Annotated in this window: 21 protein-coding genes and 1 pseudogene; 10 read left to right on the top strand and 12 right to left on the bottom strand. The window is 69.5% G+C overall.

Annotation, left to right across the window (positions count from 1 at the left end):
• Positions 1–112: 112 nt before the first annotated feature.
• Positions 113–1774 (top strand): acyl-CoA synthetase, encoded by a 1662-nt coding sequence (locus WS92_RS10785; protein ID WP_059930219.1) that lies wholly within the window; start codon positions 113–115, stop codon positions 1772–1774.
• 124 nt (positions 1775–1898) lie between these two features.
• Positions 1899–2123, top strand: a pseudogene (locus tag WS92_RS10780) (hypothetical protein); the annotation flags it as partial.
• Positions 2124–2198: 75 nt separating this feature from the next.
• On the opposite strand, the gene WS92_RS10775 reads toward WS92_RS10780, so the two are convergent.
• The 5 genes from WS92_RS10775 to WS92_RS10755 all read right to left on the bottom strand — a co-directional run bounded on the left by WS92_RS10775 (position 2199) and on the right by WS92_RS10755 (position 11065).
• The gene (locus tag WS92_RS10775; RefSeq protein ID WP_059930215.1) at positions 2199–4226 is read right to left on the bottom strand and encodes a methyl-accepting chemotaxis protein; all 2028 of its coding nucleotides are present in this window, start codon (positions 4224–4226) and stop codon (positions 2199–2201) included.
• Positions 4227–4538: 312 nt separating this feature from the next.
• Positions 4539–6131: an efflux transporter outer membrane subunit gene (locus tag WS92_RS10770; protein WP_059930213.1), complete on the bottom strand. Its 1593-nt coding sequence runs from the start codon at positions 6129–6131 to the stop codon at positions 4539–4541.
• A 49-nt stretch (positions 6132–6180) separates the two neighbouring features.
• On the bottom strand, positions 6181–8148 hold the full coding sequence (locus WS92_RS10765; RefSeq protein ID WP_059930212.1) for a glycosyltransferase family 2 protein: 1968 nt from the start codon (positions 8146–8148) through the stop codon (positions 6181–6183).
• Positions 8149–8150: 2 nt separating this feature from the next.
• Positions 8151–9482: a hypothetical protein gene (locus WS92_RS10760; protein ID WP_059930210.1), complete on the bottom strand. Its 1332-nt coding sequence runs from the start codon at positions 9480–9482 to the stop codon at positions 8151–8153.
• A 17-nt stretch (positions 9483–9499) separates the two neighbouring features.
• Entirely contained in the window at positions 9500–11065 is a 1566-nt protein-coding gene (locus WS92_RS10755; RefSeq protein ID WP_059930208.1) for an HlyD family secretion protein, read from the bottom strand.
• A 653-nt stretch (positions 11066–11718) separates the two neighbouring features.
• On the opposite strand from WS92_RS10755, the gene WS92_RS35720 reads away from it, so the two are divergent.
• From WS92_RS35720 to WS92_RS10735, 4 genes are all read left to right on the top strand, one after another.
• Entirely contained in the window at positions 11719–11931 is a 213-nt protein-coding gene (locus WS92_RS35720; RefSeq protein ID WP_009914659.1) for a hypothetical protein, read from the top strand.
• Positions 11932–11987: 56 nt separating this feature from the next.
• Complete coding sequence (locus WS92_RS10745) at positions 11988–12317, top strand: hypothetical protein (RefSeq protein WP_059930206.1); 330 nt, start codon at positions 11988–11990, stop codon at positions 12315–12317.
• 511 nt (positions 12318–12828) lie between these two features.
• Positions 12829–13797, top strand: coding sequence for an acetyl-CoA carboxylase carboxyltransferase subunit alpha (locus WS92_RS10740; protein WP_009914660.1), 969 nt, complete (start codon positions 12829–12831; stop codon positions 13795–13797).
• 52 nt (positions 13798–13849) lie between these two features.
• On the top strand, positions 13850–14611 hold the full coding sequence (locus WS92_RS10735) for a metallophosphoesterase (protein ID WP_059930204.1): 762 nt from the start codon (positions 13850–13852) through the stop codon (positions 14609–14611).
• Between the two features lie 112 nt (positions 14612–14723).
• Here the strand turns inward: WS92_RS10735 and WS92_RS10730 are convergent, their stop codons facing one another.
• The 3 genes from WS92_RS10730 to WS92_RS10720 form a co-directional block, all read right to left on the bottom strand.
• Positions 14724–15218 carry a 2,4'-dihydroxyacetophenone dioxygenase family protein gene (locus WS92_RS10730; protein ID WP_006027587.1) on the bottom strand — a complete coding sequence of 165 codons (495 nt, stop codon included), beginning with the start codon at positions 15216–15218 and terminating at the stop codon, positions 14724–14726.
• Between the two features lie 134 nt (positions 15219–15352).
• Positions 15353–16141: a hypothetical protein gene (locus WS92_RS34650; RefSeq protein WP_059930201.1), complete on the bottom strand. Its 789-nt coding sequence runs from the start codon at positions 16139–16141 to the stop codon at positions 15353–15355.
• 442 nt (positions 16142–16583) lie between these two features.
• On the bottom strand, positions 16584–17534 hold the full coding sequence (locus WS92_RS10720) for a LysR family transcriptional regulator (protein ID WP_006027585.1): 951 nt from the start codon (positions 17532–17534) through the stop codon (positions 16584–16586).
• A gap of 58 nt (positions 17535–17592) precedes the next feature.
• Between WS92_RS10720 and WS92_RS10715 the strand changes: the two genes are divergently transcribed.
• Together WS92_RS10715 and WS92_RS10710 are read left to right on the top strand one after the other, a co-directional pair.
• Positions 17593–18993: an omega-aminotransferase AptA gene (locus tag WS92_RS10715; protein WP_059930199.1), complete on the top strand. Its 1401-nt coding sequence runs from the start codon at positions 17593–17595 to the stop codon at positions 18991–18993.
• An 80-nt stretch (positions 18994–19073) separates the two neighbouring features.
• Positions 19074–20591, top strand: a complete 1518-nt coding sequence (locus tag WS92_RS10710; RefSeq protein ID WP_059930334.1) for a CoA-acylating methylmalonate-semialdehyde dehydrogenase — start codon at positions 19074–19076, stop codon at positions 20589–20591.
• 179 nt (positions 20592–20770) lie between these two features.
• Here the strand turns inward: WS92_RS10710 and WS92_RS10705 are convergent, their stop codons facing one another.
• Together WS92_RS10705 and WS92_RS10700 are read right to left on the bottom strand one after the other, a co-directional pair.
• Positions 20771–21142, bottom strand: a complete 372-nt coding sequence (locus WS92_RS10705) for a COG4315 family predicted lipoprotein (protein ID WP_006027582.1) — start codon at positions 21140–21142, stop codon at positions 20771–20773.
• 126 nt (positions 21143–21268) lie between these two features.
• A complete protein-coding gene (locus WS92_RS10700) occupies positions 21269–22042 on the bottom strand; it encodes a helix-turn-helix transcriptional regulator (RefSeq protein WP_231755896.1) in 774 nt (257 codons plus the stop codon).
• Between the two features lie 148 nt (positions 22043–22190).
• On the opposite strand from WS92_RS10700, the gene WS92_RS10695 reads away from it, so the two are divergent.
• Entirely contained in the window at positions 22191–23600 is a 1410-nt protein-coding gene (locus WS92_RS10695; protein WP_009914663.1) for an APC family permease, read from the top strand.
• Positions 23601–23641: 41 nt separating this feature from the next.
• Positions 23642–24772: a DmpA family aminopeptidase gene (locus tag WS92_RS10690; protein WP_059930195.1), complete on the top strand. Its 1131-nt coding sequence runs from the start codon at positions 23642–23644 to the stop codon at positions 24770–24772.
• Here the strand turns inward: WS92_RS10690 and WS92_RS10685 are convergent.
• Entirely contained in the window at positions 24763–26397 is a 1635-nt protein-coding gene (locus WS92_RS10685) for a histidine-type phosphatase (protein ID WP_059930193.1), read from the bottom strand. The genes WS92_RS10690 and WS92_RS10685 overlap by 10 nt on opposite strands.
• Positions 26398–26571: 174 nt before the next feature.
• Positions 26572–26790 carry a hypothetical protein gene (locus WS92_RS10680; RefSeq protein WP_004195003.1) on the bottom strand — a complete coding sequence of 73 codons (219 nt, stop codon included), beginning with the start codon at positions 26788–26790 and terminating at the stop codon, positions 26572–26574.
• Between the last annotated feature and the right edge of the window lie 35 nt (positions 26791–26825).

Genomic DNA, 26825 nt, shown 5'->3' with positions numbered 1-26825 from the left:
CGCCGAGTCTGTCGCCTGAGTGACAGACGGCTCACAATGGCCGCGAGTAGGCTTGTCCAATTGGATCACAAACCAACGATGCCGAGGCGCACGCCTTGCAGGAGACGACATCATGACGCAGAAGTTCGAGGAGGGGCTCGGCAAGCGCGAGGCCAACTACGTGCCGCTCACGCCGATCGATTTCATCGCGCGCGCGGCCGAGGTGTACGGCGAGCGCCTCGCCGTCGTGCACGGCGACATCCGCCGCACGTGGAGCGAAACCTACGCACGCGCGCGGCGGCTCGCGAGCGCGCTCGAGCGCGCAGGCGTTGGCCGCGGCGACACGGTCGCCGCGCTGCTGCCGAACATCCCGCAGATGATCGAGGCGCACTTCGGCGTGCCGATGGCGGGCGCCGTCCTCAACGCGCTGAACACGCGGCTCGACATCGCTTCGATGCTGTTCATGCTGCGTCACGGCGAGGCGAAGGTGCTGATCGTCGATACCGAGTACGCGGAGTTCGCGCACCGCGCGGCGCTCGAAGTGCCGGGGCTCACGATCGTCAGCGTCGCCGACGCGATGCCCGCCGATCCCGCGCGCTTTCCCGCCGCGATCGACTACGAGGCGTTCCTCGCGGGCGGCGATCCCACTTGCACGTGGACGCCGCCGTCCGACGAATGGGAGGCGATCGCGCTGAACTACACGTCGGGGACGACGGGCGATCCGAAGGGCGTCGTCTACCATCATCGCGGCGCGTACCTCGCCGCGATCAGCAACATCCTCGAATGGGACATGCCGAAGCACGCGGTCTACCTGTGGACGCTGCCGATGTTCCACTGCAACGGCTGGTGCTTCCCGTGGGCGGTCGCGGCGCGCGCGGGCGTGAACGTGTGCCTGCGCAAGTTCGACGCGAAGCTCGTGCTCGATCTGATCCGGCGCGAGCGCGTCACGCACTACAGCGGCGCGCCGATCGTGCAGAGCGCGATCGCGAACGCGCCGGCCGAATGGCGCGCGGGGATCGCGCACGAGGTGCACGCATTCGTCGCCGGCGCGGCGCCCGCGCCGGCCGTGATCGCGAAGATGAAGGAGATCGGCTTCGACCTCACGCACGTCTACGGGCTCACCGAGGTGTACGGCCCGGCCACCGTCTGCGCGAAGCAGGCGCATTGGGCGTCGCTGCCCGACGACGAGCTCGCGCAACTGAACGCGCGGCAGGGCGTGCGCTACCACCTGCAGGCGGGCGCGACCGTGCTCGATCCGGACACGATGGCGCCCGTGCCGGCGGATGGCGAGACGCTCGGCGAGATCATGTTCCGCGGCAACATCTGCATGAAGGGCTACCTGAAGAACCCGCACGCGACCGACGAGGCGTTCGCGGGCGGCTGGTTCCACACGGGCGACCTCGGCGTGCTGACGCCCGACGGCTACATCCGGATCAAGGATCGCCGCAAGGACATCATCATCTCGGGCGGCGAGAACATTTCGAGCATCGAGGTCGAGGACGCGCTGTACCGGCATCCGGCCGTCGCGGTCGCGGCGGTCGTCGCGCTGCCGGACCCGAAGTGGGGCGAGGTGCCGTGCGCGTTCGTCGAGCTGCGCGAAGGGATGACCGCGACCGAGGAGGAGATCATCGCGCACTGCCGGCTGCTGCTCGCCGCGTACAAGATCCCGAAGACGGTGCGGTTCGGCGAGCTGCCGAAGACGTCCACCGGGAAGATCCAGAAATTCCAGTTGCGCGCGCAGGTCGGCTCGAGCTCGGCGATCGATCTGGTGGCGGCGGCCGCGAAGAAAGGGTAGGCGCACGACGTTCGCCGCTGTCGCCTCGCTGTCACCCCGTTGTCAAAGTCGCCCATATCGTCTGACGATATGGGCGATGTGATGACTGACGAACGACGGGGATGACCCATGAAACATCTGAAACACCTGAAACCTGCGCGTGCCGGGCGGCACGTACTCGCTCGCGGCCGGCAATCCGCTGCCGCTGTCGTGCGGCGTCGATCTCGCGATCGCGCGATGCTTCACGTGCGTGGCAACGCATCCCGGCGCGTTCAGCACCGTGACCGGCTATTCGTACCGCGATCCGGCCGATCCGCGCATCGGGTACGAGGCGCGCGACCGGTTCGGCACGGTCAACGTCCCGCCTTGAAGCGCGGCGGGCGGCGCGCAGCGGCCGTGAGCAGGCTGCCGCGCTGCTGCGCGCGCGCGTATTGGGCGTATTGGTTCAACGCGCGCCGAGCGCGCCCTCATCCGCCGCGAGCTTGAACACGCTGACCGCGTGCGCGAGCTGCGCGGCCTCGTCGCGCAGCTCGGCGGCCGCGCGCTCGGCGTCGGCGATCAGCGTCGCGTTCTGCTGCGTCGCCGCGCCGATCTGCGTGACGGCGAGATTCACCTGTTCGATCCCGCTCGACTGCTCGCGCGACGCCGCGCTGATCTCGGCGATGATCGCGCGCACCTGGTCGACGCGCGCGACGATGTCCTGCATCGCCGCGCGCGCGTCCTCGGCGATCCGGAAGCCGTGCTCGGCCGTCGTCGCCGATTCGCCGACGAGCGCGTCGATCTCCTTCGCCGCCGACGCGCTGCGCTGCGCGAGCGCGCGCACCTCGGACGCGACGACCGCGAAGCCCTTGCCGTGCTCGCCCGCGCGCGCCGCCTCGACAGCCGCGTTCAGCGCGAGGATGTTGGTCTGGAACGCGATGCCCTCGATCACGCCGGTGATCTCGGCGATCCTGCGCGCGACGCCCTGGATGTCGCCCATCGTCGCGACGACGCGCTGCACGGCCGCGCCGCCCGTCGTCGCGGCGCTCGACGCGCCGGTGGCGAGTTCGTTCGCCTGCGCCGCGTGATCGGCGTTCTGCTGAACGGCCGCGGTGATCTGCTCCATGCTCGCCGCGGTCTGCTCGACGCTGCTCGCCTGCGTCGCGATCCGCGCGGCCATGTCGCTGCTGCCGGCCGCGATCGTCACGGTGCCGTGCGCGATGTCGGCCGCGCCGCGCCGCACCTGCGCGACGATGCGCGCGAGGCCGTCGCCGATGCCGTCCACCGCGCGCACGAGCCGGCCGATCTCGTCGCCTCGGCTGCCCGCATGCGGCCGCGCCTCGCCATCGTGCGCATCGTGCGCGCCAGGCGCGGCGATCCGCACGCTGAGGTCGCCCGCGGCGAAGCGCTCGGACGCGTGCGCCGCCGCGTCGAGCGGCCGGCTGACGACGCGCTTGACGACCGCGACGAACAGCGCCGCGAACGCGAGCACGAACGCGCAGCCGATCGCCGCGAAGCGGTTGCGGGTCGCGCGTGTGTCGGCCATCACTTCGTCGTCGATCGCGATGCCGCCGACGAGCCATTGCCACTGCGGAACCGTCACGAACGACACGAACTTCGCGCGCGGGCCGCCGTCGCCGGCGGCGGTGTCGGTCGACGTGTACGCGAGTTGGCCGTTCTTCGCCGCGAGCATCCGCGCGTACGGCGCGGCCGCGTCGTCGGCGCGCTGGCCCGCGCGCTCCGGATGGACGAGCAGGGTGCCGCGCGCGGGGCCGTCCGACGCGTCGAGCACGAAGTAGTAGCCGTGCTCGCCGATCTTCAACTGGCGGATGCCGGTCTCGACGAGCCGCATTTCCGCGCCGACGTCGATGCCGACGAACAGCGCGCCGACGATCGCGCCGCTCGCGTCGGCGATCGGCTTGTATTGGGTGATGTAACGTTTGCCGAACAGCGTCGCGAGACCTGTGTAGGTCCGGCCGGCGACGAGCGGCGCGTACGCGGGGCCCTTGCGGTCGAGCAGCGTGCCGATCGCGCGGCTGCCGTCCTGCTTCTTCAGCGACGTCGTCACGCGAACGAAGTCGTCGCCGCGGCGCGCGAAGATCGTCGCGATCGCGCCGCTCTTCTGCAGGAACTGGTCGGGAATCGAGAAATCGAGGTTCAGCGTCTGGCCGCCCGCCGTGAGCGCGGGCGCCGCGACGCCCGCGACGTCGATCGTGCGCGCGGGATCGAGCGCGTAGCCGGCGGGCAGGAAGCTCGCGAAGAGCGTCATCGCGCGGCTCGCCTCGGCGGTCAGCGCTTCGTCGAAGAGCGCGATCATCGCGGCGATCGAGCGATCCTTCTCGTCGATCCGCGCATGGACCTGATCGGCGATCTGGCCGGCGGCGGCGTGGGTCAGCGCCCAGACGAACGCGGCGAACAGGAGGGCGAAGAGCGCGCTCGACAGCGCCGCGAGGCGCGCGCCGACGCTCGCGCGCCGCAGGAAAGGCACGTGCATGAATGACTCCGGAGTGCGTGACGGGTACGTTGGCGGAACGCACGCGTCACCGCTCTCTGATGGCGTGGTTGTCGGCACGCGCGGGCGAATCTTTAGGATTTTGTAAGGGGTGGGCGCGTGGGTCGGGAGCACGAAGCGGGCGGGGCGTGCGTTGCGATCGGGCCGTCGCCCGTTCGCGGCGCGCCGACTGTGGGCGGCGGCCTTGAAAGCGGCGCGGGCCGCGGGGCCGTGTCGAAGCGGTCTGGAGCGGGTCTAGAGCGGTTTATCGCGGTCTATGGTGGCACGCGTTGCAATCGATACGTCATCCATTGTCTAGGGCTGAAAAATCGGCGGCTGGGCCGTCTGCTGCTGAGTCAGCTCCGGTTGAGCGACCGGTGTGGGTTGCATCGCCTGCGGCGGCGCGCCCGGCGCTTGCATCGCCTGCGGCCGGACCGTCCGCTGCTGCGCGGCCGCCGCGCCCGTCGATTCGACCCAGCCGCCGCCGAGCGCCTTGTACAGCGTCACGCGGCTCGTCAGCCCGGCAAGCTCGTAGGTGACGAGCAGTTGCTGCGCGGCGAACAACTGGCGCTGCGTGTCGAACACGCCGAAGTAGTCGTCGACGCCGTTGCGAAAGCGCATTTCGGCAAGCCGCTTCGTTTCGGTCAGGTCGTGGATCATCGCCTCCTGCGCCTTCGCCTCCCGCTCGTAGGTCGCGCGCGCGGCCAGGTTGTCGGCGACTTCGCGGAACGCGTCCTGGATCGTGCGCTCGTAGCCGGCGACATTGATGTCGCGGCGCACCGTCGCGAGATCGAGATTCGCCCGATTGCTGCCCGCGTTGAAGATCGGCAGCGTGAGCTGCGGCACGAACAGCCACGCGACGCCGCCGGAGAACAGCCCCGCGAGGCTCGCGCTCGCCACCCCGAGCGCGCCCGTGAGCGTGATCCTCGGGAAGAACGCCGCGCGCGCCGCGCCGATGTTCGCGTTCGCGGCGATGAGCCGGTGCTCGGCGGCCATGATGTCGGGGCGGCGCTCGAGCAGCGTCGACGGCAGGCCCGCCGGAAACTCCGCGAGCAGCGTCCGGCCGTCGAGCGGCGCCGCGCGCGACACGCCGTCCGGCAGCGGCCCGCCGATCAGCACGGCGAGCGCGTTCTCGTCCTGCGCGACCTGCCGCGTGTATTGCTCGACGGCCACGCGCGCGGTCTGCACCTGCGTGTCCGCGCGATGCTCGTCGAGTTGCGCCATCGCGCCCGCCTGCTTGCCGCGATGGATCATGTCGGCGGCGTCCTGCTGGCTTTTGAGCGTGTCCTGCGCGAGCGCGAGCAGCGCGCGGTCGGCGAGCAGCGTCAGGTAGGTGTTCGCGACTTCGGCGACGAGGCTGATGTGCACGCTGCGCCGCGCCTCCTCGGTGGCCAGGTATTGCTCCTGCGCGGCGTGGCTCAGGCTGCGCACGCGGCCGAACAGGTCGAGCTCGAAATTGGTGAGGCCGATGTTCGCGTTGTAGCTGTTGATCGTCGCGGATTGACCCGGCGCGCGCAGCGCGGGGCTCATGCGCTGGCTCGTGAACCCGATGCCCGCGTCGATCGCCGGAAACTGCGCGGCGCGCTGGATCCGGTACAGCGCGCGCGCTTCGTCGATGTCGAGCGTCGCGACGCGCAGGTCGCGGTTGTTCGCGAGCGCGAGCGCGACGAGCTGCTGCAATTGCGCATCGGCGAAGAAATTCCGCCAGCCGAGGTCGGGCGCCGCCGGCTCGCTCGGGGCCGTGCGCTGCGCGTCCGATGTCGAATAGGCGGGACCGTTCGGATACGCGGACGGAATCGGCGCATCGGGCCGGTGATAGGCGGGCTCCATCGAGCAGCCGGCGATGCCGAGCGCGAGCGCGATCGGCAGCGCGCGCTTCGGGGATGGAAGAAACGGGGAACTAGGCATGGTCGAGGGCTCCTCGCGTCAGGACGGTTGGCAGGCGGCGAACGCGGCGCTAACCCGACAGCGCACGCTGCATCAGGCGCGAGATCGCGAGCCGGGGCTGGCCGCGAGTCGCGATGTTGTGAGGCGGATCGCCGAACAGCAGCCGGATCAGGCCGTGCCGCGCCGCGGTGTCCGCGTGCAGCGCGACGCCGAGCAGCGCGCCGTCGCGGCGGACGATGCGGCATGGGACCCAGCCGGTCGGCGCGAGCCACAGCGCGCCTGGCGCATGCAGCGGCAGCGACGCGGCCTGCGGCGTCGTCACGGCGGCGCCGTTGCACGACAGATCGCGTGTCGCGACCGCGTACTCGCGATCGCCGACGCGCAGCCGCGCCTGCGCGCGATACGGGAAGCGCTCCTCCTTGCGCGGCCGCGGCAGCTCGATGCATACGAGCAGCGACGCGAGATAGAGCGCGAGCGAGATCGCGGTCCACGCCGCGTTGAACGCGAGCCCCGGCGCGTTGGGGTCGCTCAGCAGCGCGCGCCCGAGCCCGAGCGCGGACAGCGCGAGCAGGCTCGCGTAGAACGCGGCGAACCGGCCGTGGACGATCAGCTTCGAGCGGTCGAGCCCCTTGTTCGTCACCTTGAACGGACGGCCGAACGGCCGCACGATCGCGCTCGCGAGCGACAGGCTGACGGCGAGCGCGCAGACGATCTGCGTGACCTCGGTGAACACGGGCAGCGCGCGCCGCCCGGTGATCCACATGCTGTAGCCCCAGTAGCCGATCAGCGCGGGCAGGCCGTAGGCGAGAAACTGCAGCGGCTCGCCGTACAGCGTGGGGATGTCGAAGTACCAGTACAGCAGCGGCCCGAGCAGCAGCATCAGCGTGAACGGGCGGCTCAGCCAGTGCAGCATGCCGTGCACGTAGTGCAGCCGCTGCGCGAACGTGTAGCCGCGGCCGCGCAGCGGCCCGTCCGGCGTCAGCGCGACCTGGATCGTGCCGAGCGCCCAGCGGCTGCGCTGGCTGATGTACTCCGGCAGCCCCTCGGCCGACAGGCCGACCGACAGCCGCTCGTTGAGCCAGCGCGTCACGTAGCCGTGCCGCATCAGCCGATAGGTCAGGTGGATGTCCTCAGTGACCGTGCCCGTCGGAAAGCCGCCGATGCGCTCGACGAGATCGCGCCGCACGACGAACGACGTGCCGATGCAGAACGCCGTGCCCCACGCGTCCTTCGCGGGCTGCATCACGTCGAAGAACGCGCGCTGCTCGTCGACCCAGCATTCGGTCGAGCGCAGGTTGTACTGCACGGGATCGGCGTTGTAGTAGAACTGCGGGGTCTGCACGACGCCGACCGCCGGATCGGCGAAGAGCCCGACCGTGCGCAGCAGGATCTTCCGGTGCGGCGCGAAATCGGCGTCGAGCACCATGATGTATGGCGCGCCGCCGCCTTCGCTTCGCGCGCTGCGGCGCAGGCCGTTGTTGAGATTGCCGGCCTTCGCATGCGCGTTGTCCGCGCGCGTCGCGTAGTGCGCGCCCACCTGTTCGCAGAACGCCCTGAGCCAGTCGCGGCGCGTGTCGTCGAGCACCCACACGCGAAAATCCGGGTAGTCGATCGCGAGCGCGGCGACGATGGTCTTCTCCAGGATGTCGAGCCCCTCGTTGTACGTCGCGATGAAGATGTCGACGCGCGGCGCCGCGGCCGCGCGCCGCAGCGCGGCTTCGCCGGCGTCGGCCTGCGGCGTGCGGTCGGTCGTGCGGGTGAGCACGGCAACGGAGATCAGCGTGTACGCGAGCGCCATGCATTCGAAACCGAAGAACACGTGCGCCCATGCGCTCGGAAAATCCATGCGCGGCTCGGGCAGCGTCTGCGTCGCGCGCCACGCCAGATAGACGAGCAGCAGCACGGCGGTCACGCCGCCGAACACGATCCGGTCGGCCGCGCGTTCGCGCCTGCCGACGCGCGTGAGCAGCAGCACGACGAGCAGCACGCCGCCGTTGATGTCGATGAGCGACCGGTTGGCGAGAAAGAAGTCGAACATCGTCACTCCCCGGAGGTATGGGCGGCGTCGCCCGGGCAGCCGGCGGCGAGGCAGCCGCCGGGGCGAAACGGATTCCAGCCCGCCGCCGCGAGCACGGCCCACGCGGTCGCGCCCAGGTGCGGAAGATGGAAGTAGTAGAAATCGTCGGTCCTGGACGTCGGCCCGATCGGCAGGCCGGTGCGGATGCGCGGCTCGGGCGTCGCATACAGCAAGCCGGACGGCGCGCGCTGCGACATCAGCAGCGCCCACAGCGGCTGCGCATCGTCCGCCCGGCCGGCCGCCTGCAGCGTGAGCGCGGCCTGTGCGGTGCCTTCGGTCCAGACGCCGTCCGGATGCGCGTTGAAGCCGTAGCCGCCGTCGACGCGATGCGCGCGCTCGACCCACGCGAGCGAGCGGCGCCAGTCGGCCGGCGCGTCGGGCATCGCGAGCAGCGGCCACAGCGACGCGTCGAGCGCGGACGGCCCGACATTCGGGCTGCGCCCGTCGTCGCGCGTGCCGATCAGGAAGCGGCCGTCGCCCGCGTCCCACATCGCCGACACGAAGCTGCGCGCGCGCGCGGCGGCCGCGCGCCAGCGGGCGTCGCCCGTGCGCGCCGCGAGCCAATGGAAGACGGCGTACACATCGACGTTGTGCTCGGTGGATTTCCAGCCCTGGCGGATCGGCTGCGGCTCGTGCCCGAACTCGCCGCCGACGTAGCCCGCCGGCGCCGTCGCGTCGAGCCGGCCCGGATCGACCCAGCTCATCAGCGCGGCGGCGCCGTCGAGGTAGCGCCTGTCGTGCGTCGCTTCGTGCACGGCGAGCAGCGACAGCGCGGCCCATGCGACGTTGCCGGTCGCGGTGCCCGCCTGATACGCATCCTCGAACCATCGCCTGCTCGGCGCGTCCCACCAGCCGGGCAGCGGCGCCGGCCCCGGCGGCAGCGCGCCGGCGCGGTACGCGTTGCGCACGCGCGCGTCGTGGTAGTGGCGGTCCTGCCTGCTCGCCTGCAGGATCGCGTCGGCGATGCGGCGCGCATCGTCGGTGCGGTGACAGGCGACGAGCGCGACGCTCGCGAGCGCGTTGTCGTAGACGAATGCGGCCTGCGTCAGCGCGCCCGCGAGCGCCGCGCCGCCGGGCGCCTGCTCGTAGCTGCCGAGCAGGACCGGCCCCGAGCCGGGCACCGCGTCGACGCGCTCGGCGAGCGTCCTGCATCCGGCCGCGAGCAACGCCTCGCGCGGCGGCGGGCTCTGCTCGCCGGCGGCGCAGTGCGTCACGAAGATCAGCGAGGCCATCGACCCGATCGCGAGCGATGCCGCCCGGCGCAGGCGGCGCATGACGTGAAGTCTCGTCGGCATGGTTGTCGCGCGGGCGCTCAGGCCGCCGCGCTCAGATCGTCGAGCCAGCGCCGGCCGACGCTCGCCAGTTCGTCCAGCCAGCGTTTGCCGTTCGTGGCCAGTGCGCCCAGCCAGCGCCGGCCGTTCGCGGCCAGCTCGCCGAGCCAGCGCCGGCCTTGCACGCCGGCCTTGCCGAGCCATTGCCTGCCGCGCTCGGCCGCCGAATGCCAGCCGGCGGCCCAGTTCGGATCGACGTGCGCGAGACCGGACACGTTGCTCGCGAGCCAGCCCCGATCGAGGCTCACTCTCGCCCAGCGGCCCATCGCGCAGCGCTCGCCCGGATCGGCGCTCGCGCGGCGCGGCAGCGACGACAGCGGTTCGTCGAGCTTCGCGATCACGTAGATCTCGTTCTTCTCGATCGGCGGGAAGGGCACGAAGTAGCGCGCCTGCTCGCCTTCGGACGCGCGCGGCAGCACCTCGGCGATCGACGCGGGCAGCACCGACGGCACGCCGTCCATCCGCACGTTCAGATGCGTGCCGGGCAGCAGGTCGTCGCTCAGGCTGCGCGGAAACACGGCGACGACGCGCGATCGCGCGCAGTTGCTCGCGCGGATCAGCGTCGCGCCCGCGGCGACGCGCGAGCCGGGCGGCGCGAGCACGTCCTCGACGACGCCCGGCTCGCCCGAGCGGATCTCGATGTGGCTCAGCCTGTCGAGCCGTTGCTGCTCGGCGGCGATCAGCTTGTCGACCGACTGGGCGTACGCGTCGAACTGCGTGATCTCCGCCCTGCGCTGCACGATGTCCGCGCCGAGCAGCCGGCCGCGCTGCGACAGCGATGCGGCCGGCCCGTCGGTCGCGGATGCGTAGACCTTGCTGCGCGACGCATCGCCGTTCGCGATCGCGTGCTCGAGCTCGGCGGCCGCGGCCGCTTTCGCGTTCGACAGGATCGACAGTTGGTAGCGCGACGCGCTCGTGTACGCCTCGCTGACGGCGCCCGCCCACTGCATCGCCTGATTGCGGTTGACGACGTCTTCCTGCTGGTCCACCTGCGCCCGCGCGACGGCGAGCCGCGCTTCGAGCGCGCGGATGTTCGCCGCGTGCTCCTTCTGCGCGACGGACTGATAGCGCAGCAGGTCGTGCTGGGTCGACGCGAGCTGGCTCTCGTCGCCCGCGAGCTCGGCGCGCGCCGCGTCCTCGCGCTGCTGGTTGTCGAGCTTCTTGCCCGTCAGGTCGATCAGCAGCGCGCGATCGATGTTCGGGTTCTGCACGGTCATCAGCGGCTGGTTCGCATCGAACGGCTTGCCTGCCGCGACGTGCTGCTCGGTCACGACGCCTTCGACCGGCGACGTGACGAGCGTCACTTCGTTGTTGACGACCGCGCGTTCGGACGAGCGCGTGAAGACGTTCGGAAACATGATGGTCAGCACCATCCAGATGACGAAGAACACGACGCCGTAGCCGGCGGCGCGCGGCGCGAGCGTCCAGAACGGACGCAGCGTGCGGCGGCTGCGCGCCACCGGTTCGTCGTGCGTGACGAGTGAGGAGGCGCGCGCTTCGGTCGGGCGATTCTCCCGTGGCTGGTCGGACATGTTGCCCTCCTGCATGGCAAAAGTGCGAACGATGAGACAAAGGACGCGCGCGCACGGGCTGCTCGGAGCCGGCGTGCCGTCGATGACGGCAAGCCGGCCTCCTTGCGTACGTGCGTCGGCGCGCAGATACGGGTTTTCTTGGTCTGTTGGCTGCCTGCAGCGCGCCGCGTCCGGGCATTCGTCGAAGCGACGCACTGCGTGAACGGGCCGTGGTTGACGGCCCGGGATCAACCCCGTGACCGTGGCGCGCTTGCGCGCCACGGACTTGAATTGCATGGAAGACTCGAGCGGCCCGCGCAGGCGAGTGCGGCCAAGGCGCTGCGAGTCGATTCAGGCTAGTGAAATCGCCGGGGCGCTACTGTAAGAATGTGTAAAAGGTGATTTCACTAGGACCCCAAAGGATCATCTTTATGTGGCCGCCGAATTCGATCGGCCCGCGATTCGATCGATTTCGTTGGGCAAAGCGTGGTGCGCGCCACTTGTCGCAAAGAATGCGCGCCGGTTGCCGGCAGGCATGGCGCGGTTCGGCGCATCGGCCGTCGTGCCGTCTTCGTGCACGGATTCCCGCCGCGGATTTGCGCCGCGGACAGGCCGCAACGAGCGCGATGTTTCAGTGGCGATACATATCCCCATGTCCCGACGGCCAACGCGCGTGTTACGTAACGTCGATGAATCATTTCGACGACGAATTCGCGCGCGGAACGGATGCGCGCACCCGCACGCGCGGCCGGCGATGCGGCCGCGTTGCGTTCCGGCAACGCGGGGACGCGGCCGAACGGCCGTTGGCGGAAGGTTCCGCGCGGCATCGCGATGCGCTGGCACGGTTTCTGCGTGACATCGGGGACGAGGACCGCGCCGGACGATCGGCGCGGATACAGTGAAACTTGTCGGGCGCGCCCATCGGGTTCGCTCGCTCAATTGCCGCACGGAGCAACACATGGACACGCTCCCGAACCAGTCCGACGCGCAATTCCAGGCTTTCCTGGCGAAGCTGCTCGAGCAGCCGCAGCCCGCCGCATGGAGCGAAAAGCAGCAGATCGAACTCGACATGGCGCGCGAGCTGGCCGTCGAGATGCTGCAGCTTGCCGAACGCATGAACGCGACCCACGCCGCCGATCTCGAAAATTGCCTCGTGCTGCTCAGGCATGCGAAGGTGCTCGACTTCATCCTGTCGTCGCTCGCCGCGCGCCGCGACATTCATCCACGCACGCTCCGCACGATCTTCAAGCTCGCGAAGCTCAAGGTCCACGATTCGTATCCGGAGTGAGCCGGATACGAGCCTCGACGCACGCAGCCGACGCGGCGCCCCGGACCGCGCACGACGTTCGACGCGCACTTTCGACAGGGGCTCGAGCGAGCGTCGTCGCTCGTCGCCGCGCAGCCTTTCGCCATGCTGCCGTTTTGCGAGGAATTTCTCGAGCTCGAAGGCCCGGCGTTCGACGGCAAGCTGATCGCCCCACGCGCCCCGCGTGCGCCGGGGGCGGCGGGGGCGGCGGGCGGCCTGCGTCGGCCTTGCGCCGGCGTCGCATCGGGCGGGCGGCGTCGGGGCAGTGGCGGCGGCGCGTTAGCGGACGTGCGCGGCACAATGAAGCCAGGGCGGTGTGTTAGTATCGCGGCCGTGCATGGCGGTGCATTCGCGGCCATCGATCATCGATGACATCCTCCGCGGCGAATGCGCGCATTCCGAACGAACATCGAAAACGGCCGAAAAAATTGGGCGGTCCGACGATAATCCTCGTCGAATACCTGAGAGTCCGCATTTGCAGCCGGAGAACTACATGACGAACGTAACGTATCTCGACTTCGAAAAGGCGATCGGCGAGCTGGATGCGAAGATCGACGCGCTACGTTGTTCCGAGGACGAATCGGCGATCGATCTTTCCGAGGAAATCAACCGGTTGTCCGCGCGCAGCGAGAAGCTGACGAAGGAACTGTACGAGCGGCTCACGCCGTGGCAAATCGTCCAGGTGGCGCGGCATCCGGCGCGGCCTTATACGCTCGATTACGTCAATTTCATATTCACGGATTTTCACGAGCTGCATGGCGATCGCTGCTATGCGGACGATCAGTCGATCGTCGGCGGGCTCGCACGCTTCAACGACCGGCCGTGCGTCGTGGTGGGCCACCAGAAGGGGCGCAACACGAAGGAGCGCGCGATGCGCAATTTCGGCTATCCGCGGCCCGAGGGATACCGAAAGGCGCTGCGGCTTTTCAGGCTCGCCGAGAAATTCGGGCTGCCGATCTTCACGTTCATCGACACGCCGGGCGCGTGGCCCGGGATCGACGCCGAAGAGCACAACCAGTCCGAGGCAATCGGCCGCAACCTGATGGAAATGTCGAGCCTTCAGACGCCGGTCATCACGACGGTGATCGGCGAGGGCGGCTCGGGCGGCGCGCTCGCGATCGGCGTCGGCGACGTGTCGATCATGCTCCAGTTCGCGACTTACTCCGTCATCTCGCCCGAAAGCTGCTCGTCGATTCTCTGGAAGAACCCGGGCTACGCGGAGCAGGCGGCCAACGCGCTGGGCCTGACCGCGCACCGCCTCAAGGCGCTGGGGTTGATCGACAAGATCGCGAACGAGCCGGTCGGCGGCGCGCATCGCGACCCGCAGCAAATGGCGCTGATGCTCAAGCGCGTCCTGCAGGAAAGCCTGCGCAACGTCGAATCGCTCGACTCGAAGCAGCTTGTCGCTCGCCGTCACGAGCGGCTCATGCACTACGGCAAGTTCCGCGAAACGGCGGCATGAACGCATCCGGCCGCGCCGTCGGGCGCCGTGCGCGATAGGCGGCCGGCCGAACATGCGTGTGTTCTCCATATCGGATCTGCACGTCGAGTATCCGGAAAACGCCAGATGGCTGGACGCGCTGCCGCGATACGAGCACACGCGCGATGTCCTCATTCTGGCGGGTGACGTCGCCACCGATCTCGCTCATGTCGCACGCGTCTTCGACGCGTTCTCCGCGCGGTTCGAGGCGGTCGTCTTCGTGCCGGGCAATCACGACTTATGGCTCGGGCCGCGCGACACGGCCGCGACGTCGATCGACAAGTGGCACGCGTTGCGCGAGCTCGCGCAACGCACGGGCGTGCGCGTCGAGCCGTTCCATGCGCACGGCGTCTGCGTCGTGCCGCTCCTCGCGTGGTACGACTACAGCTTCGGCGCGCCTTCCGACGGCCTGCTGCAAGTGTGGGGCGACTATCGCCGCTGCGTGTGGCCGCGGGACATGACGCCCGCGGACGTCGCGCGATATCTGGAGGAGTGCAATCGCCCCTATTTGGGTATCCGAAACGATATCGTGATCTCGTGTTCGCACTTTCTGCCGCGCGCCGACCTGATGCCGTCGATGGCGCCGGCGTGGGTCAAGGCGCTTGCGCCCGTCATGGGATCGTGGCGGATCGACCAGCAGATCCGCGCACTGGGATCGGCCATTCACGTGTTCGGCCACAGCCATCTGAATCAGGCGCGCACCATCGACGGCGTGCGATACGTCAACAGCGCGCTCGGCACGCCGTCCGAAGCGCACATCTCCCGCAGGCGGCTGTCGCTGATCTGGTCCGATTGACGCGTGGGAAACGGGTGCCGGCATAATGCGCTTGCAGGCGACACAGATCGCGCGCTTGATGTGTGCGGCGCGATTGCCGATGCGTGCCGAGGCCGACCCGCCCTTCGCCGGCTCAGCGCGTCACGAACGGCGGCGCGGCGTCCGGCGCGCCGCGCGCGAACCGGCGTTCGCGCAGCAGCGCGACGCGGCAGTTCTCGCGCGCCGTTTCGTTGCCGGCATCGTCGAGCAGTACGAGATCGCCGCGCATCACGTTGAACGTGACGACCGCGCCCGTGTCCGACGCGATCGCCTCCGGCGTGTGATGCGAGCCCGCCGGCTCCAGCACCGTGCTGCCCGGCCGCGCGACCCAGTCGTATTCGCGGTAGCGCCACTCGCCCTGCAGCGTGTAGACGAACACCGCGCCGTCGTGCCGGTGCCGCGGCAGCGCGAGCCCGACCGGCATCTTCAGCAGCACGGTCATCTCGTCGGCAGCGACGTTGATGTGCAGGTACTTGATCGCGAGCCCGGGCAGGCTCGCGTCCATCGGCAGCCAGGGACGATCGTCGTCCTGCAGGCACGGGATCGGCGGCAGGAACGCGGCGGGGGCGGGCGGCAACGGTGAATTCATGGCAGGGCGCGGCGCCTCGACGGCGCGCAAGGACGCGGGAAACCGCGATTATCGCAGAGCGGGCGGCGGCGGCGGACGGCTCGCGCGCATGGTGCGCCGGGCCGGTCAAGATCGCCGCCCGTCGGGCCGGCCGGTCACGCGTTGTTCTTCGAGAAGGAAAACAGCCGGCGTAGCCCGCCCGGCTTGCTCTGGACGATGTCGCCGTCGGCGACGCGGTTCGCGTTGCCCGGTATCGATGCGTCCTGCGGAGGCTTCCCGGCCTTCACGCCCTCTTCCTGCGGCGCGTTGGACGGGGCGACGTGAACCTCGAGCTTGCCGTCGGCAGTTTGCGGATCGTGCCGGACATAAATGTCATGGGGACGAACGGTCGCTTCGGTTTCGACGAACCCGACCTCCGCGTTCGGCGCGAGCTCGTGCATCCGGGCCGTGATGTTCGCCCGGGTATCGAACGCCGAGTTTTTGGTGCGCGCCTTGGCCTCATTGATCGGCCCCGCCACCACGACCTTCTCGCAGTTCCTTGCGTCGATCGCTTCGAGCGTCGTCTCCATGTCCTTTTTCTCGAAGCCTTGGGGCGTGGTCAGATGGACGCCGCGAAGACTGCCGTTTCTGGTCAGCGCCGAGACGGTCACGCAGGAGCTGATGTTCGGATAGCAGAGGTTGGCCGCCTCGCCGGGAGGAATCCGGCCGAAGCTGTTTTCCGGAATGACGACGCCGACGCCGCCCCCGACGCGGTTCGGCTGGACCGGGCACTGGAAAACCGGCGAGCCGCCGAGCTTGTGTGGCGTGCGCTGCAATTTGCTGAGCCCGGGCGGTATCGTGCGCGACGTGCCCGATGTGGGGCTTGTCGCTGGAGGTTCGGCCGTGGTCGGCGTCGAGGGGTACGTTTGCCCGACGCTGCTGCCTTCCGTGACTCTGGGATTCATTCGGTTGCCATGAGCGCCTCCCGGCCGGGCGATGCGGGGTGTGCCGGCCGCCGGCGGGCGGGGCGCGCCGACGCTCTTGCGCGGATTCGCGAGAGCATCGGCGCCTCCCGTCCCGTCGCCGTGCCGGGCGCCCGCGGGCGCGGCCTTTCGGCGGCTCGTCCTGTCGTTAATAGTGGATCTCCCGCGCGGCGCACGCGATCGCATTCGAGACGATCGGGCGCGCGCAGCCCGTTCGGGCGGGCGTCGCCCGGGAAAGGGGCGTTCGTGCGCCGGTCGCCGGCGCGCATCGAACGATGCCCGCCCGACCGTCTTCAGTATTCGGCAACGCGGCGCGCCGGTTCGCCCGGCAGGCGAAGACGGCGCCGGGAATCCGAACGGGCGGCGCGGCCGGGTGGCGTATCGTCCGTATCGGCATCGACGGGCGCGGGCGCGGGGCGCGCCCTCACGCTTTCGCGCGCCCTGCCGCATGCGCGATTTCGAGGCATTCCTGAAACAGCAGCGCCGCGCGCGACGGCCGCGGCGAGCGCCGCAGCAGGCTCACGAAGCGGCACGAATAATGAAAGCGCTGCGGCGCGACGGAGCGCATCAATCCCTTCGCCTCGAAGCTTTCCGCATAGTGATCGGGCAGGAAGCCGAGATACCGCCCCGACAGGATCAGCGTCGCGATCGATTCCTGATCCGACGCCGTCGCGCTGCGCGTGAGCTTCGCGCGATGGCTCAGCTCCATGTTCGGCGAGTGGTAGCCGAGCCCCGCGAACGCGTAGCCGCGCACCTGGCGCCACGTGAGCTTCGCATGCGGCGCGTCGAACAGCGCGTGGTTCGCGCCGCAGTACAGCAGCATCCGCTCGTCGAACAGGTCGGCGTAGACGAGGCTGCCCGAGCTGCGGTGCGCGGGAATGATCCCGACCTGATAACTGCCGTCGATGATCCCGCGCTCGACCTCGTTGATCGACGCGACGTGCAGGTTCAGCGCGACGTCCGGCGCCTCGTCGTGAAAGCGCCCGATCGCGTCGCCGAGCCGCGCGCGCGGGTTCGTCGCGGTCTTGTCGAACACGGCGATCTGCAGCTCGCCGCCCATCCGGTCGTGAATCCCGTCCACGCGGCTCCTGAACGCCTCGACCGACGCCAGCAGCCGCAGCGTCTCCTCGTAGACGGTCTGGCCCTCGGGCGTCAGCGTGAAGCCCGCGCGGCCGCGCCGGCACAGCACGAGGCCGAGGCGCGTCTCGAGATCCTTCACGTGCCGGCTGATCGTCGAGATCCCGATGTTCAGCTCCAGCTCGGCCGCAGCCATCCCGCCGCACTGGACGACGCTCCTGAACACGCGCAGCAGGCGCAGGTCCATGTCGGTCAACTGGCCGAGGAGCGCGCGGCTTTTCGGTTTTCTTGCTTGCATGAATGCTCAAGTAAACATTGATATTGCGATATTCAAAAGACTATTCGCCGACTCGACAATGCGCAACATCTTCATTCATCCGCGCATCGCGACGCCGACCGACATGAACGCTCTGACCGAACCGACCGCTCCCGACACGACCGTGCGCACCGACGCCGAATGGCTCGACGCGCACTGGATGCCGTTCACCGCGAACCGCCAGTTCAAGCGGGACCCGCGAATCATCATAGAAGGCAAGGGTGCGTATTACACGGCGGCCGACGGCCGCAAGATCTTCGACGGCCTGTCCGGCCTCTGGTGCTGCGGCCTCGGCCACGGCCGCGCCGAGATCTCGGACGCGGTCGCGCGCCAGGTCGCGCGGCTCGACTATTCGCCCGCGTTCCAGTTCGGCCATCCGCAGTCGTTCGAGCTCGCGAACCGGATCAAGGCGATGACGCCCGCCGGCCTCGACTACGTGTTCTTCACGGGCTCGGGCTCGGAGGCGGCCGACACGTCGCTCAAGATGGCGCGGGCGTACTGGCGCGCGAAGGGCAAGGGCACGAAGACGCGCCTGATCGGCCGCGAGAAGGGCTACCACGGCGTGAACTTCGGCGGCATCTCGGTCGGCGGGATCGGGCCGAACCGCAAGCTGTTCGGCCAGGGCATCGACGCCGATTTCCTGCCGCACACGCAACTGCCGGCAAACAGGTTCTCGCGCGGGCTGCCCGAGCATGGCGCCGAGCTCGCCGACCGCCTGCTCGATCTGATCGCGCTGCACGACGCGTCGAACATCGCGGCGGTGATCGTCGAGCCGTTCTCCGGCTCGGCGGGCGTCGTCGTGCCGCCGAAGGGCTATCTGCAGCGGCTGCGCGAGATCTGCACCGCGCACGACATCCTGCTGATCTTCGACGAAGTCATCACGGGCTTCGGCCGCACGGGTGCGATGACGGGCGCCGACGCGTTCGGCGTCGTGCCGGACATCATGAACGTCGCGAAGCAGGTGACGAACGGCGCGCAGCCGCTCGGCGCGGTGATCGCGAACCGGGAGATCTACGACGCGTTCATGGCGGCGGGCGGCCCCGACTACATGCTCGAGTTCCCGCACGGCTACACGTATTCCGCGCATCCCGTCGCCTGCGCGGCGGGCGTCGCGGCGCTCGATCTGCTCGTCGCGGAAGACGCGCTCGGCCGCGTGCGCGCGCTCGCGCCGCATTTCGAGGCGGCCGTGCACGGCCTGAAGGGCGTGCGCCACGTCGCCGACATCCGCAACTGCGGGCTCGCCGCGGGCCTGACGATCGAGCACGCGCCGGGCGAGCCCGCGCGGCGCCCTTACGAGATCGCGATGCATTGCTGGGAGAACGGTTTCTACGTGCGCTACGGCGGCGACACGATCCAGCTCGCGCCGCCCTTCATCGCCGAGAAGCACGAGATCGACAGCCTGATCGGCGCGCTGAACGACGCGCTGCTCGCCACCGCCTGACGATGCGCGGCCGCCGCGCCGCGCATTCGCCGCACGCATTTGCCGCATCCACGCAACACACGAATTCAGGAAACACCGCGATGAAACACGACAGCAACGTCACTTCCACCCTCGGCCACCTGATCGACGGCAAGCGCGTCGACGGCGGCGAGCGCGTGCAGCCGGTGTTCGACCCGGCGACGGGCGCATCGACGAAGAGCGTGCGCCTTGCCGACAGGCTGACCGTCGAGGCGGCGATCGCGGCCGCGCAGGCCGCGTATCCGGCGTGGCGCAACACGCCGCCGCTCAAGCGCGCGCGCGTGATGAGCCGCTTCAAGATGCTGCTCGAGGCGCATGCCGACGAGCTGTGCGCGCTGGTCACGGCCGAGCACGGCAAGGTGCTCGCCGACGCGATGGGCGAGCTGCAGCGCGGGATCGAGAACGTCGAGTACGCGAGCTACGCGCCCGAGCTGCTCAAGGGCGAGCACAGCAAGAACGTCGGCCCGGCGATCGACTCGTGGAGCGAGTTCCAGGCGCTCGGCGTCGTCGCGGGCGTGACGCCGTTCAACTTCCCGGTGATGGTGCCGCTGTGGATGTGGCCGATGGCGGTCGCGTGCGGCAACACGTTCGTGCTCAAGCCGTCGGAGCGCACGCCGTCGTCGACGCTGCGCATGGCCGAGCTCGCGCTCGAAGCGGGCCTGCCGCCCGGCGTGCTGAACGTCGTGAACGGCGACAAGGAGGCGGTCGATACGATCCTCGCCGATCCGCGCGTGAAGGCGGTGAGCTTCGTCGGCTCGACGCCGATCGCCGAATACATCTACACGACGGGCTGCGCGCACGGCAAGCGCGTGCAGGCATTGGGCGGCGCGAAGAACTTCGCGATCGTGATGCCGGACGCCGACATCGGCAACGCGGTGAACGCGCTGATGGGCGCCGCGTACGGCTCGTGCGGCGAGCGCTGCATGGCGATTCCGCTCGTCGTCGCGATCGGCGACGAGACGGGCGACGCGGTGGTGGTGGGCATCCAGGCCGAGATCGCGAAGATGAAGGTCGGCCCGGGCGTCGAGCCGGGCGTCGACATGGGGCCGCTCGTCACGCGGCAGCATTTCGAGAAGGTGACGGGCTTCGTCGAGGCGGGCGTCGCGGCGGGCGCGACGCTGGTGGTCGACGGGCGCGGCGTGAAGGTGGACGGCCATGACGGCGGCTACTACCTCGGCCCATGCCTGTTCGACAACGTGAAGCCCGGCATGCCGATCTATCAGCACGAGATCTTCGGGCCGGTGCTCGGCGTCGTGCGCGTCGCGTCGCTCGCCGAGGCGATGGCGCTCGTCGATGCGCACGAGTACGGCAACGGCACGTGCCTCTTCACGCGCGACGGCGAGGCCGCGCGCTTCTTCAGCGACAACATCCAGGTCGGGATGGTCGGCATCAACGTGCCGCTGCCCGTGCCTGTCGCGTATCACTCGTTCGGCGGCTGGAAGCGCTCGCTGTTCGGCGATCTGCACGCATACGGCCCGGACGCGGTGCGCTTCTACACGAAGCGCAAGACGATCACGCAACGCTGGCCGTCGGCCGGCGTGCGCGAGGGGACGATGTTCAGCTTTCCGTCGAGCCGCTGAGCAACCGGTTTGTAGTTGGCCTATCCAGGTCGTTCGGCGGCGTGTTGCGTCGGCGGCCTGTTTCGAAGCCCGCGCAAAACGCGGGCTTCTTTCTTTTTCGGCGGTGGCGGGCGCGAGGCGCAAGCTGCGCCGCATTACGCGACGTCACGCCGCTTATCCCCGCCGCAACGCCCGCGCGCTTATTCCTTCACCGCGTGCCAGACGTCCTTGAAGCCGTCGCCTTTCTTGTCGCCTTTCGCGGCGTCCTTCGCGAAGAAGTAAAGCGGCTTGCCCTGGTACGCCCATTGCAGCGTGCCGTCGTCGCGCTTGATGATCGTGTAGCCGAGCGCCGGCTGATCGGTCGCGCTCGCCTTGTACGGCGGCCAGTTCGTCGTGCACGGGCCGTTGCATGCGCTCTTGCCCGAATTCGGGATGTCCTTGTCGAACGTGTAAAGCGTCATGCCGTTGGCGGCGACCAGCATGCCGCCGCTCGGCATCGCGGGCGCATCGGCGAGCGCGGCGGCCGACGCGAAGCCGGCGATGAGCGCGCACGCGACATAAGCGGTTCTCATGACTGTCTCCTTGTTCCGGCGGGCGCGCCCGTTGCGCACCCTTACCAACCATAGGCGGTTTTGCCGACGGACGAAAGGCGATCGTCGCCCGCCCGCCGCGACGCGGCCCGCGCGCGCCGCGCGGCGTCAGCGCGGCGCGTCGTGCCCGAGCGCCTGCAGGAACAGCGAGAACAGCTCCGGCTGCGACGAGATCCCGAGCTTCGAATACAAGTGCCGCCGATGCACCTTGACGGTCTCGGGCGAGATCGCGAGCCGCTCGGCGATCGCCTTCGACGAGTTGCCGCGCAGCACGAGCCGCGCGATCGCCATCTCGCGCTCGGTCAGCAATGGCGCGCCGAAGCTTGCGAGCGCGCGCTCGACGCGCTCGGCGAGATCGTCGTCCCCGCGCGTGCGCGACGCGTCGCCCTGCAGCCGGCGGTGCTGGCGGATCGCCGCGAAGAGCCACGGCGAGCAGGCGGCGAGGCGGCCGAGCGTATCGGTGTCGAAGCGCGCGTGCGCGCCGAGCGACAGCGACAGCATCTCGTCCGGCCGTGTGCGCACGATGATCTGCAATTCGTCCTCGCCGACCGCGTCGCGAAAATAACTGAGGAAATATTCGCTCTGCCGGAACAGATCGGGCGCGACTTCCTCGAGCCGGTAGCAGCCGTCCGCGAGGCCGTCGTGCGCGGCCTGCAGGAACGGATCGAGCAGATAGAGCCCGTCCAGGTACAGCGGCACGGGCGACGGCCCGCTTGCGCCGCCCGTGTCGTATTCGTCGAGCACGACGGGCGCGCCGTCGCGGCCGAGCGCGGTTGCGAGCGCGTTGTCGAACGGCACCATCTCGTTGAGAAACAGAATCAGCAGGCGCCAGAAGCGCGGCTCGCCGAGGTGATCGAGCGCGCGTCCGAACGCTTGATGCATCGCTACTTCGCGGAACAGTCGATCCATGTGCGCCCCGGTTTGGCGTAACCCCAAGGGGGAATGGCGGCGCGCAATTTGGCTTCCTAGACTGCGCGCCATGCGTTGCCCGAGTATGGGCGTTCAAAAACCTGCGGCAAAGGAGTGCAAGATGGCGATGATATCGGAGTCTTCGAGCGCGGCGGCGGCCGCCGCATCGGGCGGCGCGCCCGCGCCGGAGACGCTCGCGCGTTCGCTCGACGTGCGCGACGTCGTGATGATCACCGTGTCGGGCGTGACGCCCGCGAGCTCGATCTTCGTGATCGCGCCGTTCGCGATCCAGCAGGCGGGCAGCGGCGCGGTGATGTCGTTCGCGCTCGGCGGGCTGCTCGCGCTCGCGTTCGCGCTTTGCTATGCGGAGCTGAGCGCCGCGCACCGCAGCGCGGGCGGCGAGTACGTGATGGTCAAGCGCGTGTTCGGCGCGCTGCCCGGCTATCTGACGTTCGTCGCGGTGCTCGCCGTCAACGTGTTCATCCCGGCCGTGCTCGCGAGCGGCGCCGCGCCCTATCTGAACGCGGCGCTCGGCACGCAGTTCGGCAATCAGTCGGTGGCGCTCGTGATCGTGCTCGCGAGCTATGCGTTGGGTATCCTGAACATCCGCACGAACGCATGGATCACCGGCGCGTTTCTCGTGATCGAGATCCTCGTGCTCGCGCTGATCGCGTATCTCGGCTTTTCCGAGCCGCATCGCTCGCCGCTCGCGCTCGTGCATCCGGTCGTCGCGAGCGGCGCAACACTCGTGCCCGCGACGCTCGCCGCGATCATGCCGGCCGTCGGCACGGCGATCTTCTGCTACAACGGCTTCGGCGCGGCCGTGTTTCTCGCCGAGGATCTCGCAGGCGGCAATCGCGACATCGCGAAAGCGGTGATCTGCTCGCTCGCGGTGATTCTCGTCGTCGAGCTCGTGCCGCTCACCGCAATCGTGCTCGGCGCGCCGTCGTTCGTCGAGCTCGCGAAGAGCGCCGATCCGATCGGCTATGTCGTGCGCGCGCTCAGCAATCCGGGCGTGTCGCGCGTCGTGAGCGGCGGCATCTTCCTGTCCGTGTTCAACGCGATCATCGCGATCGTTATCATGGTCGGGCGCTTCCTGTACAGCAGCGGCCGCCATGCGTTGTGGTCGCGCGCGTGCAACGGCGCGTTCACGCGCATCCATGCTCGCCTCGAATCGCCGTGGATCGCCACGCTCACGCTCGCCGTGCCGTCGACGCTGCTCGTGTTCGTGTCGAGCCTCGACGAGCTGACCGCGTTCACCGTCGATCTGCTGCTGCTCATCTATCTCGCCGTCGGCGTCGCGGCGCTCGCGAGCCGCGTGACGCGGCGCGACGTCGATCATCATTACCGGATGCCGTGGTGGCCGCTGCCGCCCATCGTCGCGATCGCGGGCGCGGGATATACGCTGTACACGACGATCGCCGCCGCGGCGAAGCCGACCGACCTGTACATCATCGCGGGGCTCGCGGCCGTCTCGCTCGCGGCCTACGCGCGCTGGGCGCGCCGCAGCGCGGCGTTCCGCGAGCTCTGAAAAACGAACCGGGCAACGAACCGAAAGAGAGGACCATCAGCATGCGCACACGAGATCTGGGCATTCGCATCGGCCGCGGCAAGCCGGGGCCCCTGAACGCCATCACCGACGTCGCCGGCGTGCGGGTCGGGCATTGCACGCTGCACGTCGACGCGGGCGACGCGTCGGCGCACACCGGCGTGACGGTGATCGAGCCGCGCGCCGCGCGCGCGCGTGACGAGCCGTGCTTCGCGGGCGTCCACGTGCTCAACGGCAACGGTGACGCGACCGGGCTCGAATGGATTCGCGAGGCGGGACTGCTGACGACGCCGATCGCCTATACGAACACGCACAGCGTCGGCGTCGTGCGCGATGCGCTCGTCGCCGCCGAGCGCGAGCAGGGCGGCGCGCGCGATCGCGAGCACGTGTACTGGTGCATGCCCGTCGTGATGGAGACGTTCGACGGACTCCTGAACGACATCTGGGGGCAGCACGTGCGCGCCGGGCACGTCGCGCAGGCGCTTGCCGCCGCGCGTTCGGGCGCGGTCGAGGAGGGCTGCGTCGGCGGCGGCACCGGCATGATCTGCCACGAGTTCAAGGGCGGCATCGGCACCGCGTCGCGCGTCGTCGCCGAGACGGCGGGCGGCTGGACGGTCGGCGCGCTCGTGCAGGCGAACTACGGACAGCGCGCGGCGCTGCGCGTCGCGGGCTACCCGGTCGGCGAAGTGCTGCGCGGGCTCCATTCGCCGTTCGGCGCGCCGGGCGCGGCGGGCGAGGCCGGCATGGGCTCGATCGTCGTGACGCTCGCGACCGACGCGCCGCTGCTGCCGCATCAGTGCACGCGGCTCGCGCAGCGCGCGGGCATCGGGCTCGCGCGCTGCGGCGGCGGCACCGACAACTCGAGCGGCGATATCTTCGTCGCGTTCGCAACCGGCAATACGGGCCTGCCGATCGCGAGCTACGGCCGGCCGGCCCCGACGACAGTCGGCGTGCGGATGGTCGCCGACGTGCACATCTGCGCGTTGTTCGACGCGGCGGCGGAAGCGGTCGAGGAGGCGATCGTCAACGCGCTCGTCGCGGCCACCGATCTCGCGGCGCGCGGCGTGCGCGTCGACGCGCTCGGCGCCGCGCGGCTCGTCGATGCGTTGCGCGAGACCGGCTGGCGGCCGCGCGCGGGAGACGCTCAGCTATAGCCGTGGCAGCGGCGCAAGCCGGCGTAGTCGTAGAAGCGGCTGCCGGGCGCGATTCGCGCGCCGTCGCAAGCGGGCTGAAAATCGGTCTCGCGCTCGTTGTACAGCATCTTCACGATGAGCCGCGAGCCGTTGCGGTAGACGTCCCATTGCAGGTTCGCGGCCATCGGCGACACCGTTTCGCCGCGCCATGGATTGTCCGCATACGTGTAGGTCTGCGCTTGCGGCACGGGAGCGAACACGTTCTTCAGCTTCAGGATCGACGCGAACGGAATCACGACTTCGGCGTGCGTGAAGCGCAGCTTCGCCGCGTTCGTCAGGTCGCCGCGCGCGATCGCGTCGATCTCGCCGAAGAAATCGTCGACGAGCGCCTGCGCCATCCGGTACGTGACGGGATTCGCTTCGGCGACGCCGGGGCCTTTCTCGTAGAAATCCTCGGCGTCCTGAAGATACGCGAGGTACTCGGCCTGCGGCGCGGCGATGTAGCGCTCCATCGTGACGCCGCCCGTCTCGGCCGTCATCGCGGGCGCGACCTGCAGCAGGTTGTACAGCACGTTCGCCGCGTCGGCGGCGGACTTGATCCTGGTCTTGCCGTCGCCCTTCAGCGTGTTGGCGAACCGGGCGTCCGCCGACGCGAACGTGTACGTGCCCGTGTTCGAGAACGTGTAGCCCGCCGTGCCGAGCTTCGCGGCGAAATCCGGTTTCACGAGCCCGGCGAGCACCGTTTGCGCGACCTGCGACGTTTGCGGCGACTGCATGATCGCGTCGAGCTTCGCGGCGACGGCGGCGTCGCTGCCGTAAGCCTGGTACGCGAGGCTGTCGCGATAGGTCGCGTAATGCGGATCGGTCGTCGACGCGACGAGATCGACCGACGGCTTCAGTGCATGGAAGTACAGCAGGAAGCGATTGACGCCCGCTGCTTGCGCAACGGGCGCGCCTTCCGGATAGCCGGCCGGCGCGCCCGGCCGCGTGATCGCCGGCGCGAGCGCGGGGCGCGCGGCGACGAGCGCGCCCGAGAAGTAGGCCGAGCTGTCGACCGCGCGGTCCTGCCCGGAATGGACGACGACGATCTTGCGCGGCGTGCCGCCCGCCGCGCCCGCGACCGTGTCGAACAGCGCGGGCAGCCGCTGCAGCAGCCGCGCGGCGAGCTGCTGATGCTCGCGAATGCCCGCCTGCGTGAGATTGCCGTAGCCGGGCGTCGAGATGCCCGCGACGCCGTAGCCGAGCAGCGCGTTCGCCTTCATCATCGCGAACGTGTCGGCCTTCAGTTGCTGGCCGAGCGGCGTTAGCGAGCCTTCGGCGTCCGCCTTTTGCAGCATGTCGTAGATCGCGCCGTCGTACTTGAAGCCGGACAATCCGCGCGAGCCGTGGCGCGCGACCATCTCGGTGTAGACGGGTGCGTAGCCCGCGGGCGGCGCTTCGTAGCTCGACGCATTCTGCTGCGGCCTATAGGGCGTCTTCGTCTGGTAGTAGGTGGGCGCGGCGGGTGTCGGGGCGGGTGTCGACGCGGGTGCGTCCGGCGTCGGGTTCGGCTGGGTGGACGGCGGCGCGGCGGCGTCGTCCGCGTCATCGGCGCCGCAGGCGGCGAGCGCGATGCACAGGAAGAGCGGGGCGAGGCAGCGTTTCATCGAAACGGAAGGGGCTAGGTTGGTTCGGCCGGACGGCACCGCCGCTCGTCGAAGCGTTGCGCGGACGGTGAATCGAGCGCGCAGTCTCGCAAAGGTTTTTGACAGCTTGAAGTCATCGAACGGAAAGCTCGATGCGAGCTTTCCGTTCCATCGGGAGCGCGGCGCGCACGACGCTTAGCTGCCGAAGTAGATGTTGCAGAAGCTGACCGGGCCGACGCATGCGTTCGGGTCCTGGCGGTCTTGATGAGCGGCGGGGACGCGGCCGGCGGCTTGCACGGCCTCGGTGCGGTTCGCCGGCTGCCGGCCCGCATCGGCGGCGGCGGGTTGCGCGTGAGCGGCGGCCATGACGGCGGACAGCGACAGCGCGACGACGGCGATTTGCAGCGACTTCATTTGATTTTCTCCTTGAGGGTTTTGCCGTCTTGCTC

This window comes from Burkholderia sp. MSMB1588 (genome assembly GCF_001546925.1).
Classification (GTDB): domain Bacteria; phylum Pseudomonadota; class Gammaproteobacteria; order Burkholderiales; family Burkholderiaceae; genus Burkholderia; species Burkholderia humptydooensis.
The sequence above is the reverse complement of the archived record's forward strand: the minus strand, read 5'-3'. Positions and strand labels throughout refer to the sequence as shown.